At 60.4% G+C, this 15,890-nt stretch carries 18 protein-coding genes; 14 read left to right on the top strand and 4 right to left on the bottom strand.

The genetic code is table 11. The features are described 5' to 3' along the window. Positions 1-59 precede the first annotated feature (59 nt). The 3 genes from ACYQ07_RS03365 to ACYQ07_RS03355 are packed head-to-tail and all read left to right on the top strand — an operon-like array spanning position 60 to position 3,780. A complete protein-coding gene (locus ACYQ07_RS03365) occupies positions 60-2,135 on the top strand; it encodes a right-handed parallel beta-helix repeat-containing protein (protein WP_459880223.1) in 2,076 nt (691 codons plus the stop codon). Next, on the top strand, positions 2,132-2,920 hold the full coding sequence (locus ACYQ07_RS03360; RefSeq protein ID WP_459877349.1) for an ABC transporter ATP-binding protein: 789 nt from the start codon (positions 2,132-2,134) through the stop codon (positions 2,918-2,920). Before ACYQ07_RS03365 ends, ACYQ07_RS03360 begins: the two co-directional genes overlap by 4 nt. After that, positions 2,917-3,780, top strand: coding sequence for an ABC transporter permease subunit (locus ACYQ07_RS03355; RefSeq protein WP_459877346.1), 864 nt, complete (start codon positions 2,917-2,919; stop codon positions 3,778-3,780). Before ACYQ07_RS03360 ends, ACYQ07_RS03355 begins: the two co-directional genes overlap by 4 nt. Before the next feature lie 35 nt (positions 3,781-3,815). On the opposite strand, the gene ACYQ07_RS03350 is transcribed toward ACYQ07_RS03355, so the two are convergent. Beyond that, positions 3,816-4,160, bottom strand: a complete 345-nt coding sequence (locus ACYQ07_RS03350; protein ID WP_459880220.1) for a DUF7471 family protein — start codon at positions 4,158-4,160, stop codon at positions 3,816-3,818. 149 nt (positions 4,161-4,309) lie between these two features. On the opposite strand from ACYQ07_RS03350, the gene ACYQ07_RS03345 reads away from it, so the two are divergent. The 5 genes from ACYQ07_RS03345 to ACYQ07_RS03325 all read left to right on the top strand — a co-directional run bounded on the left by ACYQ07_RS03345 (position 4,310) and on the right by ACYQ07_RS03325 (position 7,969). Then, the gene (locus ACYQ07_RS03345; protein ID WP_459877343.1) at positions 4,310-4,810 is read left to right on the top strand and encodes a winged helix-turn-helix transcriptional regulator; all 501 of its coding nucleotides are present in this window, start codon (positions 4,310-4,312) and stop codon (positions 4,808-4,810) included. 79 nt (positions 4,811-4,889) lie between these two features. Further along, positions 4,890-5,756: a sulfite exporter TauE/SafE family protein gene (locus ACYQ07_RS03340; protein ID WP_459877340.1), complete on the top strand. Its 867-nt coding sequence runs from the start codon at positions 4,890-4,892 to the stop codon at positions 5,754-5,756. Positions 5,757-5,889: 133 nt separating this feature from the next. Continuing rightward, positions 5,890-6,435, top strand: a complete 546-nt coding sequence (locus tag ACYQ07_RS03335) for a TlpA family protein disulfide reductase (protein ID WP_459877337.1) — start codon at positions 5,890-5,892, stop codon at positions 6,433-6,435. A 56-nt stretch (positions 6,436-6,491) separates the two neighbouring features. Beyond that, on the top strand, positions 6,492-7,157 hold the full coding sequence (locus ACYQ07_RS03330) for a cytochrome c biogenesis CcdA family protein (protein ID WP_459877334.1): 666 nt from the start codon (positions 6,492-6,494) through the stop codon (positions 7,155-7,157). A gap of 125 nt (positions 7,158-7,282) precedes the next feature. After that, the gene (locus tag ACYQ07_RS03325) at positions 7,283-7,969 is read left to right on the top strand and encodes an SCO family protein (RefSeq protein WP_459877331.1); all 687 of its coding nucleotides are present in this window, start codon (positions 7,283-7,285) and stop codon (positions 7,967-7,969) included. Positions 7,970-8,008: 39 nt separating this feature from the next. Here the strand turns inward: ACYQ07_RS03325 and ACYQ07_RS03320 are convergent, their stop codons facing one another. Continuing rightward, positions 8,009-10,426, bottom strand: a complete 2,418-nt coding sequence (locus ACYQ07_RS03320; protein ID WP_459877328.1) for a heavy metal translocating P-type ATPase — start codon at positions 10,424-10,426, stop codon at positions 8,009-8,011. Positions 10,427-10,450: 24 nt separating this feature from the next. After that, positions 10,451-10,669: a DUF8131 family protein gene (locus tag ACYQ07_RS15480; RefSeq protein WP_487247235.1), complete on the bottom strand. Its 219-nt coding sequence runs from the start codon at positions 10,667-10,669 to the stop codon at positions 10,451-10,453. A 101-nt stretch (positions 10,670-10,770) separates the two neighbouring features. Between ACYQ07_RS15480 and ACYQ07_RS03315 the strand changes: the two genes are divergently transcribed. From ACYQ07_RS03315 to ACYQ07_RS03290, 6 genes are all read left to right on the top strand, one after another. After that, positions 10,771-10,965 carry a hypothetical protein gene (locus tag ACYQ07_RS03315; protein WP_459877325.1) on the top strand — a complete coding sequence of 65 codons (195 nt, stop codon included), beginning with the start codon at positions 10,771-10,773 and terminating at the stop codon, positions 10,963-10,965. A gap of 6 nt (positions 10,966-10,971) precedes the next feature. Continuing rightward, complete coding sequence (locus tag ACYQ07_RS03310) at positions 10,972-11,484, top strand: cytochrome c oxidase subunit II (RefSeq protein WP_459877322.1); 513 nt, start codon at positions 10,972-10,974, stop codon at positions 11,482-11,484. Then, positions 11,481-13,235, top strand: coding sequence for a b(o/a)3-type cytochrome-c oxidase subunit 1 (locus tag ACYQ07_RS03305; protein ID WP_459877320.1), 1,755 nt, complete (start codon positions 11,481-11,483; stop codon positions 13,233-13,235). Before ACYQ07_RS03310 ends, ACYQ07_RS03305 begins: the two co-directional genes overlap by 4 nt. Continuing rightward, positions 13,232-13,447 carry a CbaC protein gene (locus ACYQ07_RS03300; protein ID WP_459877318.1) on the top strand — a complete coding sequence of 72 codons (216 nt, stop codon included), beginning with the start codon at positions 13,232-13,234 and terminating at the stop codon, positions 13,445-13,447. The genes ACYQ07_RS03305 and ACYQ07_RS03300 overlap by 4 nt, the downstream gene beginning before the upstream one ends. Positions 13,448-13,450: 3 nt before the next feature. After that, positions 13,451-14,197, top strand: a complete 747-nt coding sequence (locus ACYQ07_RS03295) for a DUF7546 family protein (RefSeq protein ID WP_459877315.1) — start codon at positions 13,451-13,453, stop codon at positions 14,195-14,197. An 89-nt stretch (positions 14,198-14,286) separates the two neighbouring features. Beyond that, positions 14,287-14,520: a hypothetical protein gene (locus ACYQ07_RS03290; RefSeq protein WP_459877312.1), complete on the top strand. Its 234-nt coding sequence runs from the start codon at positions 14,287-14,289 to the stop codon at positions 14,518-14,520. Positions 14,521-14,630: 110 nt separating this feature from the next. Here ACYQ07_RS03290 and ACYQ07_RS03285 read toward each other — a convergent pair whose 3' ends face one another. Continuing rightward, positions 14,631-15,890 (bottom strand): M20 family metallopeptidase, encoded by a 1,260-nt coding sequence (locus ACYQ07_RS03285; protein ID WP_459877309.1) that lies wholly within the window; start codon positions 15,888-15,890, stop codon positions 14,631-14,633.

Genomic DNA, 15,890 nt, shown 5'->3' with positions numbered 1-15,890 from the left:
GAAGGCTGTTCGAGGAACGAACCAGATCGGATATAGGCCGGGGGATCGTCCTTTCATACGTGGCAGTTTTTGACCCGTATGGCGACCGCGCTCACCTGTTTCTGTTCGGTCTTGCGCTTGTTGCACTCGTTGCATCGATCGCGACTGCGGGCGCGTTTCTCGCCGATCCATCCAATGCAGCACCCGACCCGGTGTTGTATGACGACGCCTCCGAACTAGGTCTCTCTGCAGAGACTGACGAGTTGATGGCCGAGTCAGCGACAGTGCCGCGCGCCCAAGTTTTCTATTCACAGCTGCAATATGTCGTGGGATATAACGGAATCGAGACGTTTGTCGATCGGCTTACCGACGGGAGGACCGAACGTCAGTTTGGCTATCCGCTCGTGGCGTACGTCGAGACGTTTGACGACCGAGATCCCGGAACGACTGCATCCGGGCTGTTCGCAGCGTCGTCTCCGACGGGAACACCCTCGTGGACTCCGACCGACGAGGCGGTGTACGTGGTCGACAGCGACGCCCGTACACCGGCTGGCGAGACGGTCGTCCCATTCGAAACGAACGGTGCCGCCGAGTCGTTCGCCGCAGAGCACGGTGGGGCAGTCGTCGATTGGGAGACAGTACGGTCGTCCTCGTTCGATATCGACTCCGCGGCGACAGTTCGCTCGATGGTATCTGACCGCCAGAATTCAGCCGACGAACGTCTTGCGGCTGCTGAAAGCCGCAGCGATCGACCAGTCTCTGTCGTCGTCGGCGACGACGAGCCCACGATTGCGGCTGCCGTCGACGCCGCACCACCGAATACGACGGTCGTCGTCCCTCCCGGCACGTATGAAGAGACCGTGACGATTAACGAGTCAATCACCCTCGCCGGCGACGATGCAAGCGTCCACGGCAGCGGAAACGGCTCGGTGATAACGGTTCGTGCTCCGAATGTGGCGGTCTCCGGGGTGACGATAGACGGGACTGGGAATCAGACGCGGGACCCGGACGCGGCTCGCGAGGCAGCCAGCGGCGACGAGGGCGTGAATGGCGACAACGGGACTGCGGACGGTGAAGCGTGGGATACGAACATCCAGCTCGGCTACGGCTACGGCGACGCGGGGATCCGGGCACTAGACGCTCCAGGGCTCTTCGTCGACGATGTGGTTATCGAGACAAATGCGAGCGGATTGCTCCTTCGGGACGGTTCGAATGCGGTCGTCAGAAATCTCACCGTCGATGGTACGGACGAGTGGCAGGACGGCTTTATGGGGGTGACCGGGATCGAGTCGCGGGTGACTGTGACTGACAGCACGTTCGCCGGCGGCCGCGATGGGGTGTACCTCCACCGTGCTGACGGCTCTGCCGTCCGCAACTCGTCGTTCACCGAGAACCGATACGGAGCTCATCTCATGTACACCGGTGATACGCTCATCGCCGATAACGTCTTCCGAAACGAGTCGTACGGCGGGGTCACGGTGATGACGCGACCCGCACGAAACGCGATCGTCGGCAACGATGTTAGAGAGTCCGGTACAGGGATACAGGCGTCCGGTACGCGGACGTACATCGGACACAACACGCTCGCCAACAACGGGCTCGGTCTGTCGACGAGTTCACGCGGATCGCTGTACGAGCACAATGTTCTCGTCGATAACGAGCAAGGTGCGCGAGCGACGACGGTCGTTCCGTCCAGCCGCGTTGTCGCAAACGATTTTGTTGGGAATGACGACCACGCCGGCGCCGGAGCAGGAGCGCTCCGTATCTGGGCCGATGGCGACCACGGCAACTACTGGGAGGGCGCCGACGTCGGCTTCCACGACTCCGGCGAGCGGGCCTATCAACCGACAGCACCGGTCGACGCTGCACTCCACCGTGAGCCCGCAGCGATTGCCGTTCGCGAGTCGCCAGCACTCGCGCTGATCGACCGCCTACGAGGGACGGTTCCGGGTGCCAGATCCGGAAGCATCATCGACCCGACGCCGGCGTCCGAGCCACACGCACCGGATCGGGTGGCCGCAGCAAAGGGGACGGAAGAAACCAAACAACATGGAGCGAATATGGCTAAAAACGCGTCTACACCACCGACGCTCACGTCTGCAGACGGCGTGGGTCGAGCGGAGACAACTGACCAGAGACCGGAAAAGAACTCATGACCGACAATATCTCCGCAGCGATGAAAAACGTGACTCGGACCTACGGCGGCGTGGCCGTGCTCGATTCCGCCTCGCTCGATATCGAACCAGGATTGACGGCGGTCATCGGTCCGAACGGCTCCGGAAAGTCGACACTACTCGGCGTGCTCGCAGGCGTCGTCGAACCGACCGCGGGAAGAGTGCGGCGACCCAAGTCCGACGGCATGAAGCCGATTGGATACCTGCCACAGCGGGTCCCCTTCCGGGAGGGATTCACCGCCCGGGAGACGCTCGCATTCTACGCACAATTTGTCGACGCGAATCCGGACACTGCACTCGACTCCGTGGGACTCTCCGACGCCGCTGACAGACGCGTCGAGGCGCTCTCGGGTGGGATGCGGCGGCTACTCGGGATCGCACAGGCAACGCTCGGCGACCCTTCGCTGGTCGTCCTTGATGAGCCGACCAGCGGTCTCGACCCTGGGATGCGTGAGCGGGCGTTTGGGGCGGCAGCCGCACGGACAGCTGGCGACACTGCGGTCGTCTTGAGTTCACACGATCTCGAACTCGTCGACACGTATGCTGACTACGTTGCCGTCCTCGACCGGGGTCGTGTCATCGCTTTTGGCGGTGTCGAAGCGCTATGCGACGAATACGGCGTCACCAACGTTACCGAACTGTATCGTGCTGCCGTGGATGGTGGTACCGGTCGCACAGGCCCGATCGGTGATGCTGACGGCGATACTACTGACACGGACAGCGAGCGCTTGGATGGAGTCCACGTTCCGGGGGCGTCCGATCGATGACCGGTATCCTTCGCGGCGTCGGGACCGTGTTCCGTCGCGAACTCGCGACCGTTGCCCGTACCCCCGGGTACGCCATTCTCGCGATCGGACTCCTGGTCGTCCTCGGTGGGCTCGTCGCAGTCGGGGGCGGCGGTGAAACCGGATACGTTCCAGCCATCGTCGATCTGCTTTTGCCGACTGAGGTGCTTGTACCGCTCCTCTCCGTCGTGCTCGGATATCGTGCACTACTCGGAGACACCGATACCGGCGAGCTTGCGGTGATACGAACGTATCCGGTGACCACCGCGAGCTACGTCTTCGGGGTGTTACTTGCGCGGACGGTCGCACTGTTCGCGATCGTCGGTGTTCCCTTTGTGCTGGTCGGCATCTTCGTCTGGCTGACCGCCGCTCCAGACACCGGAATCTTCGCGACACACACTGGAGTCGATTCCCCGCTGCTTTACGTCCGATTCCTCACGTTCGTCGCTCTGCTTGGCGTCACGTATCTCTCGATATCGGCGGCCGTGTCGGCGTTGGCGTCGAGCCGGCGGAGCGCGATTGCACTCGGCGTTCTCGTCATCATCGCTGGAGTCCTTGGGGGCGACCTCGCGCTCTTGCGTGCGCTGGGTGACGGGACTACACCCTCAGCGATTCCGGCACGCTTGGCGCTCACGCCGAACGGCGCATTCCGTGGGCTCGTCTTCGAGTACGTGATCGGTGCGACGTTCGCGCCGGAGGGCGGCGTCGTTAATGTCGGTCGCGCCATCGGGTCGTTCGTTGGGTGGATACTCGTCGGCGCTACCGTCTCCATCGCGGCGCTTGCATATCGGCGTCGGATCGATACACTGATCGAGCGGGTTCGATTCCGTCTCCGGCAGTGAAATCGAAGCAAGGCGGCCGAAAGCTGCCGTATTTCTCACTGTGAAGAGTTATCCGATACTGATCCCGGTGCGTGCGCGTACACCGCGTAGAGAATGGTCGCTGCGATCAAGAAGTCGAGGCTGTGTTCGAGGAAGTGATGGACGGGCATCGGAACATACCCGAGGACGGTCCCCGCGCCAACGACCGAGCGGGCTAGCAGTGCGCCAACTGCAACGCTGATGAGGAGGTACTGTCTGCGTTGCCGGCGCCGATACGCGACGAAACTTATGAGAAAGAGGATTCCGGTCCCGATACCAGCCGCGACGACGATGGCGAGCACAGCGAGCGACTCCTCTACGCCCCAGCCCTCCACAGTCTGCGGTGCAAACGATATCAGCAACGAGGACGGTACAAACGATGCGAACGACGTAGTCACGATAGTGTCGATTGTACAAGTGTGCGTGAGAATATAGTCACCGACTGCTCCCGAACAGAGAGAACGCTCGCGCACTTTTAGCGTGATGAATCAGAAGGAACAGATAAGAATCTATGTCGACTACCAGAGCGCAGGTCCGCCAGCACGTCCGCAATACGCCCGGCGTTCATTTTAACCGGGTGGGCCGTGAGCTCGACCTCGCGACCGGACAGGTGCAGTATCACCTGCGACGGCTCGTCGCTGACGAGGAGCTAGTCGTCGAGCGCGTAGGCGGTCGCTCGCACTACTTCGTGCCGTCGTTCGACCCGTGGGAGCGGCGTGCACTCGCGTTCATTCGCCGCGAGACGGCGCGGGCGATCATCTTCCGCCTCCACGCGAACGGGCCGACCCAGCAAGCAACGCTTGCATCGGAGCTGGGCCTGACGCGGAGCACGATATCGTGGCACATCTCGACCCTCGTTGATGCTGGAATCATCGGGAAGTCCGAGGACCACCCGATGACGGTGTCGCTGACCCATCCTGCCGCGACCGCAGATCTCCTTGACGACGTATCGCCGTCGCTGCCGGACCGTCTCGTTGATCGCTTTATTCGGACAGTCGACAGCGTTTTTTAAGTGGTAGGGACGAGGATTCCCGACGCCGTTCGTCGATCGCACCAGATCGGTTAGGGGCACCCGACACCGACGATTAGATATGCGCGCGCTTGTGGGCGGCGCCGATTCGTTGCCAACGATGGGTCGAGTCGCGATGACGGCGACGTGCGAGCCGTCAGGCACTATCCACTCCAGCGAACCCATCAGTCTCACGGTTTTTCTACTGATCGGGCTACTCGGTGGCGCCCACTGTCTCGGTATGTGCGGACCACTCGTAAGCACGTACGCCGACCGAATGCGAAGTAGTGGCAGTGATGCCGGCGCGGCTCACCGAGATGATCATCTTACAATTAAACAGGTGCGTCAGCACGCCCTGTTCAACTTCGGGCGAGCGGCGAGTTATGCAGTACTTGGCGGTCTATTTGGCCTTGCTGGAAGTCTGGTGTTTGTCACCGGCCGAACCGTCACGACCGTTGCCTCGGACATTCACGCGCTCACTGGGATCCTTGTTGGAGGAATCATCATCGTCATCGGCGTCCGATATGCGCTCCGGCTAGAGATGCAGTCGCTACCGGTCCCCGGACTAGACAGAGCGTCCGGGTTCGTCACTGATCGGATCGTCCCACGAGTCGACTCGTGGGTCGGTGACTGGCGTATCGCCGGGCTCGGCGCCGCTCATGGTCTCCTCCCTTGCCCGCTGTTGTACCCGGCGTTTCTGTACGCGTTCGTACAGGGGAGTGCGCTCGGCGGAGCAGTCGCGCTCGGAGCACTCGGGATCGGTACCATTCCGGCACTATTTCTCTTCGGCACCGTATTCCAGTCCGTTAGCGTCGAAACGCGACTTCGGATGCACCGGGTACTCGGCGTCGCGTTTGTCGTACTCGGCTACATCCCGCTCCAGCACGGGTTCGCGACGTTCGGTATACCGCTTCCACATCCGCCGATCCCGTACTATGCACCGCTTTGACACCCTCCACGCGCTAAAGCGCGAGGCTTTCTCCTCGATTTTCCGTAATTTGGTTGTGCCAGCGACGTGTCGTGTAGGGGCATGAGACGATCGTACCAGACTGGCTAAGACGCTAGGAGCGATTGTTCAAGACATGGAACGCCGTGATCTGCTAGCCGGGCTCGCAGGTGTGGGGACCCTCGCTGGCGGGATTGCAGTTACCCGCTCCGACGCTGGCGGTCTACTGTCCGGAACGGCAACCGATGGGGACGGGTCGTCACCAACTGCTCCAGTCACCCGGATCGAAACGTTCGATGCCCCCGGTAGCGAGGCCGGTCACCGGGACGTACCTGAACGGGGGTCGGTGACTGTACTTGAGTTCTTTGCGACTACCTGTAACGTCTGTGCCGACTACATGGAGACGCTCCGGTCGGTTCGGCCCAACGTGGACGCGTCGTTCGTCTCCATCACCGTCGAGATGGTGGGAACGACCGTTGACCGGGAAACGGTCGTCGACTGGTGGCGCGCCCACGGGGGGAACTGGACTGTCGGCGTCGACGATGAACTGGTGCTGTCAACCGTCCTCAACGTCGAAAGCGTCCCCTTCACCGCGGTCATTGACGCGTCGAATGAGGTGGTGTACGCCGAAAGCGGCGCGATGTCCGAACGTGAACTTCGAGACATGGTAGATCGAGCATGACTACAGATACCACTTTAGGATTGATTCTCCCGCTCGTTCCTATCGAGTACATCCCTATGTCCGCGATCAACGCAGGAGGGCTGCTCGGCCCCTCCGGGTTCGCGGCCGGGGTCGGGGTTGCAGCCTTCTTTTCTCCATGTGCGTACGCTCTCCTTCCGGGATACGTCGGCTACTACGTCTCAGCGACGGGCGATGAGCAACCGTCGATCGCCGGAGTGCTCACACGCGGTGGGGCCGCCGTCGTCGGAGCTGTGCTTACGTTCGCAGCTATCGCCGGCGTGGCTGTCGCAGCCGGTGACAGGCTACAAGCCGGACTCCCCTTTCTGGAGGCCGGGGTCGGCATCATGCTCGTTATTCTCGGGGTTTTGACTCTTACAGGGTTCGAAATTGGTAGTACCGTCCGACTCCCACAGCGCCGGACGGGCGTCGTTGGTTTCGGAGCATTCGGCGCGATGTACGCGCTTGCCGCCGCCGGGTGTGTCTCACCACTCGTGATCGCCGTTGCAGTGCAGTCGTTCGCCTTGCCGCCGGTTGGGACGCTTGCGATGTTCGCTGCACTCGCTGGGACGTTCGCTGCGCTACTGATCTCGACGACCGTTCTCATCGCTCTCGGTTACGGTGCGGGGGTAAAGCGGCTGGCTGGCTACTCCCGATCGCTAACGTGGATCGCTGGCGTGGTCCTCGTCGTCGCTGGCGGTGTCCAGATCTGGCTCGTCATTTGAGCCGTTCCCATCGGCGCAAGTCGAACCGACCGAATAAGAAAGTAGACGGGCTGTCGAGCGATCGATGGGTAGTCGTGAGAGGATCGCACCAGACGGGTTATCTGAATCGAACGCCGAGAATGAGTATGAAGAGACGTGCGCTACTTGGTGGGGCAGCTGCCGCGACAGTCGGGACCGCTGGCTGTCTCACGAGGTTTTTCGATGGAGAGGCGGACGGCGTCGTCCTGGACCCCCAAGAGGATCAGATTGCCGATAGCGAAAGTCTCGCCTATCCGGCTTACGGCCAGTCGATGCCGACGTTCTCGTTACCGGATCCGATCGAGGAGACCATGGTCGATACAGCGGACCTCAACCGAACCGCGGTGTACACTGCCTTCTTCGCGTCCTGTCCGGCCGAATGTGGGATCCTGATGGATCGGCTCTCAGGGATTCAGGGCGTCGTCATAGAGGCTGGACTGGCCGGCGATACCGCCTTCCTCCCGATCACGTTCGACCCCGAGCGCGACGACGCCGAGGTACTCCGAGAGAACGCCGAAACGTATAATGTCGCCCTCGACGCCGGAAACTGGCACTACCTCCGACCGGAGTCCCCGGAACAAGCGAAACAGATCGTCGAGAACGACCTCGGGCTCGGCTTCGAGCGCGAAACGGAGAGTGACCGCCTCGAGGGCTACGACTTTGCCCACGTCGTCGTCACACTGCTTGTCAACCCCGACGGTATAGTCGAACGTGCCTATCGCGGGGAGAACCTTGATCACAATCGGGTCATCGACGACATCGAAACCGTCGTCGAAGCGTTTTCGGACGCTTGAGATCCTCCAACGCCAAAAGTCGTGGACCTGACCCTTGTGTCAGTTGACGCCATGGATGGTCCGTGTCGAGTTGCTCACAACGAGCAGACTGCTCGTCGCCATTGCTAGTGCAGCAAACAACGGATTCAACAGCCCGGCCACTGCAAGCGGGATAGCAATCGCGTTGTACACGAACGCCCAGCCGAGATTCTCGTGGATCCGACGATTCGTCCCGTGGGTAATCGCAAACAATTCCGGAATCGCCTCCAGTCGGTCCTCCAACAGGATCGCGTCCGCGGCGTCGGCAGCCAGATCGGTCCCGCTGGCGATCGAGATGCCGAGATCGGCAGCAGCTAGTGCCGGTGCGTCGTTGCTGCCGTCGCCAACCATTGCCACTCGGTCGGTCGCCGCAAGCCGGCGGACCGTTTCCGCTTTCGCCTCCGGAGGTACACCCGCAAACGTTTCGTCGATTGCCGGATGCCTCGCGAACCGCTGAGCAGCGTGTGCTGAGTCTCCCGTCAGCAGCACGACCCGTCTTCCGTCCTCGTGAAGGGTCGTCACCAACCGCTCCCACCCATCTCGGACGTCATCGCCGACGATGATCACCCCGTGAACCGTTCCGTCCGATCCGACAAGCACCGGAACGCGCCCCTCGGATTCCGCCAGATCGGCCGCCTCGCGGTATGATGGCGGAACAGTCCACTCTTCACCGTCAAACAGCGATCGATGCCCGACAACCGTCTCTCGTCCCATCGCATCACGACCGCGAACTCCTCGGTCGAGCACGCTGACGTCCGACACATGAGCGTGACGGACACCGCCGTCGAATATCTTGCCGTCCGCGCCGGCGGTATCCTCGCCGATTGCGCCGCCTGACGCTTCTCCAGAATCGACTGGATCTCCGGCAGCATCGACGATCGCCTCAGCGATTGGATGCGGTGAGTGGCGTTCGATGGCGGCCGCCCGGTCGAGCAAGTGCTTGTGTGGCTCGTCGCTGGTGACATCGAGTACCTGCATTTCGCCACTGGTGAGCGTACCGGTCTTGTCGAGGACGACCGTTTCCACGTCGTCGCCGTGCTCGAACACGACATCGGAGACGATCACGATGCCTCGCCGTGCGGCATCGCGGACCCCCGCAGCGACCGCAAGCGGCGTCGCCAGCCCGAGCGCACACGGACACGACACGATGAGAACGGTGAGTGCGACGAGTGCTGCTGTCGTCGGTGTCGCACCGGTGAGGAGAAACCCACCGCCGGCAAGCAGCGCGATGACGAGCACCAGCGGAACGAACACGACCGCGAGCCGGTCGACAAGCCGCTGGATCCCCGACCGGGAGCTCTGGATCTCCCATAGCAGCCGAACCAGCGTGTCGAGTGTGCTCTCGACCTCCTCGCCGACATCGACGACAACGGGTGTGTTAGTCACGACAGTCCCCCCTCGGATCGAGTCACCGGTACGCTTCGTCACGGGTAGTGACTCTCCTGTGAGTAGCGCCTCGTCGACCGCCGCCGTTCCCTCAACGACAGTGCCGTCGAACGGAACTCGCTCCCCCGGTCGAACGAGTAAACGGTCATGTGGCTCAATCGCGTCGACAGAAGCCGTCTCGCCGGACTCCAGGCGAACCGTCGTATCCGTTGCTGTCGAGAGTTCCGAAAGGAGTCCGGTTGCTCGACGCTTGATCCTCGATTCGTAGGCGTTTCCGGCAATCACCACGAGCACTACTGCGACGGTTACATCGAAGTACAAATCCGTCCGACCGAGTACCATCGCAAGCGTGCTGTACAGATACGAGCTCCCAGCCGCAAGCGCTACCAACAGATCCATGTTCGGCTGCCGTGCCCTGAGGCTAACGTACGCGCCTCGAAGGATCGGAAACCCCGTATAAAACAAGACAATGGAAGTGTACACCCATATCTGTGCGAATAAAAATAGCCCGTCCATGCCGCCGAGGTCAAAAAGCGGTTCGTATCCGAAGTAGGTGGGGTACAAAAAGATAAGATACCACAGCATCGCCATCATTCCGAAAAATCCACCGCCGATCAAAAACCGGACGACATCGACATCGTCGCCGGCGGGCTCCGGGTCGGCCCGCTCGCTGGCTGTGTAGCCGGCCACGCTGAGCCGCTCCGGTAACTCCTCCCCCACGATACGGTCGGGGTCGTACTCAACACGAACCGTGTCCGTCGCGTAGCTCGCCTCGACCGCTTCGACGCCGGACAGTTCGCCAGCGGTTACCTCGAGAAACGACTCACAGGTCGCACAGTGCATCCCATCAACGTGGAGGAACACAGTTTCTCCATCAAAAGACGGTGCGGGCTTCGAGTCGGGAGTTTGCTCCGCGAGTTCCTCTACGTCGGTAACTCCGTCAAGCGAGCTCGCAACTGCCAGACAGCCACGGCAACAGAACTCTCCTTCGACGTCCTCGTCGGTGACTGGTGACGGATTGGTCGGTAAATCACAGAGCGTACACGTAGACATTTTGATCGGTATCGAAACCGTCCGTTACCGGTCGACGTTCGTGGTTTCGGTTTTCGAGTCGGATGAGGTCGTATCTTTCGGCTGTGGGCTGCCACCGGTTGCCACCCGAAGACTGATCCAGATTAGCACTACGTTAATCCCGGCGATAGCGACGACAAGATCCGCACGAGCCGAGGCGTACGCAACGACCGGCACGAGTGCGGCTAGCGGTAGCAACACTATGCGCTGCAGTGACGGGTCCATACTTTTATTTAGAATCGTATCAACAAATACTCAATCGGATCTTTTCAGATTCTGGGAAATGGTTGTTCAGTATTTATGCAACACAGACGTACTTACGAATCATGAGCTCACATGACTCGGCCCGGGAAGGGTCCAATTCCGTCACCAATTCGGTCGGCAATTCCGAAGATGCCGAGGAGTTCGATCCGATCGGCACGATGGCGCTCATCCTCGTCTACTTTGGTATCCTTGTCGTTGCGTGGGTGTTCGTGTACTTCGTGGAGTTCCTTGGCCGGGACCTCGTCGTGATCGGGTGAACACCGATGCACATTCACTCATACGAGAAAATTTGGCTCGCGTTATCGGTCGTATTAATCCTGCTGCTCATTGGCAGCGTCACGTACGGCGCAGTTGGTCCCGGCATTGCGATGGTGGCCGACAGCCAAGAAACGCTGAATCCCGAGGCACTTGAGGAAGATGAGCGGTTCGCAGATCCACGTGTTGAACAGGTTGACGATAACGCGTATGAGGCGTACGTCGTCGCTTACCAGTTCAACTTCGATCCTGACCCAATCGTCGTCCCTGAGAATAGCGAAGTGACGTTCTTCATTACTTCTCCCGACGTGATTCATGGCTTCCAAGTTGTCGAAACCAACGCCAACACGATGGTGGTACCTGGAGAAGTCGCCGAGATCACCGTTGAGGTGAACGAACCGCGTGAGTACGGCATCGTTTGTAACGAGTACTGCGGCGCGGCCCACCACGGAATGGAGGGGACTCTGGAGGTTGTCCCCGAAGATGAATACGAGGAAGAACACGGAGGTGGAAGCGCATGAGTGTCGAACTAGAACACGAACCTACGTTCGTCGACAAGTTCCCGGACGCAGCTAAGCTCGTCCGTACGGCATTTTTAAGCGCCTTTTTTGCGCTGGGAATCGGCGCGCTGTTCGGTATTATCCAGACACTCCACCGGACGGGTATCGCCCGACCGTTCAGCTCCGTTGACTACTACACGTTCCTCACCGCACACGGCGTGTTCCTCGTAATTAGCTTCACGATCTTCTTCCTCGTTGGACTGTTCACCTGGGCAATCGTCCGCAGTCTCGATCGTCCCACGGTGGATATGCGGATCACTTGGACGTGGTACGGGCTTATGGCCGGCGGCATGACGATGACCGGCGTGGCGATTCTCGCAGGTTTCACTAATCGGATCGACATGAGCGCAGACGTGCTCTTCACGTTTTACGCGCCGCTACAGGCACATCCACTGTTTTACGCCGGGTTGACTGTATTCGTCATCGGTACGTGGGTTGCGGGCGCGGACTGGTTCCGAACCTGGCTTGCGTGGCGCGAGGAGAACCCTGATGAACGAATCCCACTCCAGACGTTCATGGTGCTAACAACGATGGTGATGTGGTACATCGCGACAGTGGGTATCGCAGTATCCATCCTCGTGTTCTTGCTCCCTTGGTCGCTCGGTCTCATTGATACGGTGAACCCGACACTCACCCGGACGCTGTTCTGGTTCTTTGGTCATCCAGTTGTCTACTTCTGGCTGATGCCCGCGTACCTCCTATGGTACACCGTTCTTCCGAAGATCGCTGGCGGACGGCTATTCAGCGACCCGCTGGCCCGCGTTGTCTTCCTGCTGTTCCTTCTGCTGTCAACTCCTGTCGGGATCCACCACCAATATCTCGACCCGGGGATCGCCGAGGGATTCAAATTCATCTCGATGACCAACACGATGTTCTTGCTGTTACCCAGCCTACTCACCGCATTTACGGTCGTCGCCAGCGTTGAGTACGGTGCACGAAAGCGTGGAGGCACTGGGATATTCGGTTGGCTCCGGTCGCTGCCGTGGCGCAACCCTGCGTTTACCGGAATGATGCTTGCTGGACTGATGTTTGCCGCTGGTGGATTCTCCGGGATGGTCAACGCTGGACTCAACATCAACTACATGATCCACAACACGCTGTGGGTCCCCGGACACTTCCACCTCACCGTGGGCACTGCCGTCGCATTAACAATGATGGCGGGGACGTACTGGCTGTGGCCTCAGATATCGAATAAACCGCTGTACAGCCCCCAGATCGGGCTTATGCAGGTCGTCCTCTGGTTTGTCGGCATGGCGCTTATGTCCAACGCGATGCACGCACAGGGACTGCTCGGCGTGCCGCGCAGGACGGCGGAACCGGAGTACGCTGGGTTCGACTACGTAGGCACGTTTGGCGGCTTCCAAGAGCTAAACGTGCAGATCGCTATCGGCGGTGCATTGCTTTTCATCTCGACAGTGCTGTTTTTAGCCAATATCGTGCTAACGATGGGGAACCCGAAGGTGTCCGGGCTCGCGGAGCCACTACCACCCGCACTGTCCGGTCCCGAGGACGCTCCGAAAGTGCTCGACAATCTCAGGCTGTGGGTCGGTGTGGCGGTGCTGCTCGTCGTACTCGCGTACGCCCTACCGCTTGGCTCGATTGTTGCTCGCGGTGGTCTCTTTGGTCCGGGAGGAAGCGCATTCCCGGTGTGGATTGATCCGTTCGTAACCGCACAGACCGTGATCGAGGCACTGTGGGGGGTGGCTCCATGAGCGTCGACATTACGCGAGGGGGACTACTCGTCGCGCTCGCCGTGTTCGGCGTTATCGCCTACGAACTCCGAACGGTTGCGGAGCTGTTTGGGATGTCGGTACCCCTGATTCCGTATCTGACCGCGGTGATCGTACTTGCACTCATCCTCGTCTACGTCGTGATAATAAATGGCGGCTGGCGGACTGACACTGGTACCGACGAGGTGTCGTGAGCTATGAAAGCCGTTGAGGAAGGGGTAGGGTCTGGTGCGGACGCAACGGTTTCGGACGGGAACAGTAGCGCCAAATCACCGTCTAAAGGCCTCCCATCCCGGCTCTGTGGCCGGAGCGGCGTTGCCTACAGAGCGCTGCTCGGTAGCTCGCTAGTCGCGCTCGCATACCTCGTCTTTTTAACAATGTACCTAATATTTGGATCAAACGAGGTTCTTGACCTCAGCCGAGCCGTGTATCCGTTTGTGTGGCTCACCACAGTCGGAGGTGCTTTCGCCACCGTTGGCCATCTGGTCCGTCGTATATCCGCGTTTGAGACAGTAATCGCTGGGGGCTACATAATTCTGCTTACGTGGATCAGTGGCGGTCTCTCCGTGGGGTGGACAGAGCTTGGGATCACTACCTCAGGTGGGATTCCAGGATGGGGACCGGTAATCGGTATCGATGCGTTCGTGATTACCGTCGTCGCCGTACCGTTTCAGGTTATCGGGTACGTGACGCTAGGATTTTTGATTGCACAGGCGCTACAGAATCGGTCAGGGTCAGCAGCGGCAGGCGTTATCGGTCTCCTCTCGTGTGCTGGTTGTATCCTCCCGTTACTTGCTGTCAGTGCCTCAATCGGAATGGTACCGGCGTTTAGTGGTAGCATCCCGTATTCAGTGTCGACAATTGCGTTCGTCCTCAGTACCACCCTACTTGTCGGAGTGGTCGTTCGTCATTCGGCCCGTGACGTGTGTGCGGTCAATCTCTGAGAAGTGTTGGTGAGTTCTATCAGCAAAACATTCTCTCTCACTGGGAACAGTCAGTCATTCATAAATCCCCCACAACCGTATAGTGAGTTATGAGTCAGACGATCCGCCCCCGCCGAATCGACCTGGATAGCGCATTCAAGCTGTTCGGTGCGGTCGCGATCGCGATCGCCGCAGCGCTTACCATCGGGGTGCTCCTGCTCACGGACCCATTCGGAGAGTTGGTTACGACAGCACCGCTCGCTATGGGCACTGCAGGATTTGGGGCTCTCCTACTGCTTGTTACGTACACTACCCACGTGCTCGGCGATCGTCGACAAACGTAGGGGAAGAGACCGGTCGTTTTAATTCTCCGCAATGGGGGCGCTACTTTCGTTCGGCAGACCCATGGATGTCAGCGAATCTGCCCTGTCCATTTCCGACGGAGACCACCTGATCACGATTCTACAACGGCGTCAGTCCAAGCATTCGGCAGTTGGGCGTACACTCGTGCGTTGGCGACAAGCGCGTCCGCAGTCGTGTATTCGTCGATGGCGTGAACGGTGTCCGTCCCGAACGCAAACTCGACCGTGGGAACCCCCGCATTCCGGAGTTTCTTCGCGTCCCCGCCGCCCGTCGCACTCCGGCGGTAGATGCGGTCGCCGGCGACGCGTGACGCCATGTCCACGACGGACTCCACGAGTGGGCTTTCCGGTGGTTCGTACGTGCCGACGGACCAGCTCGCATCCTCGATCGACACCAACGGGAACTCTTCGAGGCAGTCACGAACGTCGGCGAGAATAGTACTCGTGTCGACACCGGCGGAGATCCGCACGTCAAGCTGAGCCCGGGCCGTGTCCGGAACGGTGTTCACGGCGTCGCCACCCTCGAACGTTCCCACGTTAACCGACGGGTGGACGAACAGCTTCTCGGCCGCCTCTCGGCCCATACTCGGCTCGTAGTACGACACCGATTCGTCCACGATTCGACGCACGTCGGTGCCGAGCGACAGGTCACGCTGCGTCAGCCGGCGTCGAATTGTGGACACCGCTTCCCACAGCGCATCGACGGCGTTGACGCCGAGCACGGGGCGAGACCCGTGGGCAGCCGTCCCCTCCGCACGGAGCGTCAGCCAGATACTCCCGCGGTCGGCGACAGTCACCGAATGGCGACCCGCAGAACACGTCGTCTCGCCGATCACACAGGCATCAGGAGTCGTCTCCTCAAACACCCCCTGTTCGACCAACGCAGACACCCCTGCAGCGCCTCCGGTCTCCTCGTCGCTCACTACGGCGAACAAGAGGTTCACGGGTGGGTTGACTCCCGTTTCGACGTAGGTTTCGGCAACGTGGAGCATCGCCGCCAGTGGCCCTTTCATGTCGGTTGCCCCGCGGCCGTACAGGCGGTCGCCGTCGCGTTCACCGAGCGGGTCGTAGCTCCACGCGGACGCGCCGAACGGGACAGTGTCAAGGTGACCGTTGTACAGAAGCGTCTTGTCAGCCTCACCGGGGAGGGTCGCCAGAACGTTCGGTTTGGCAGGATCACTAGTGACGACCTCCGGGTCGAGCCCAAGCGTCTCAAAGAACGAGACCGTCCACTCGGCAAGTTCTGTGGTGTCTCCCGGAGGATTGCTCGTGTCTACCGCGACGAGATCGTCCGCGATCTCAAGAATCCGAGTGCTCGAGAGCCCCGGAACGACGGTATCAGGCAGCGTCAT

This window comes from Halorubrum gandharaense (genome assembly GCF_054654575.1).
This window is presented reverse-complemented; position numbering and strand designations above follow the sequence as displayed.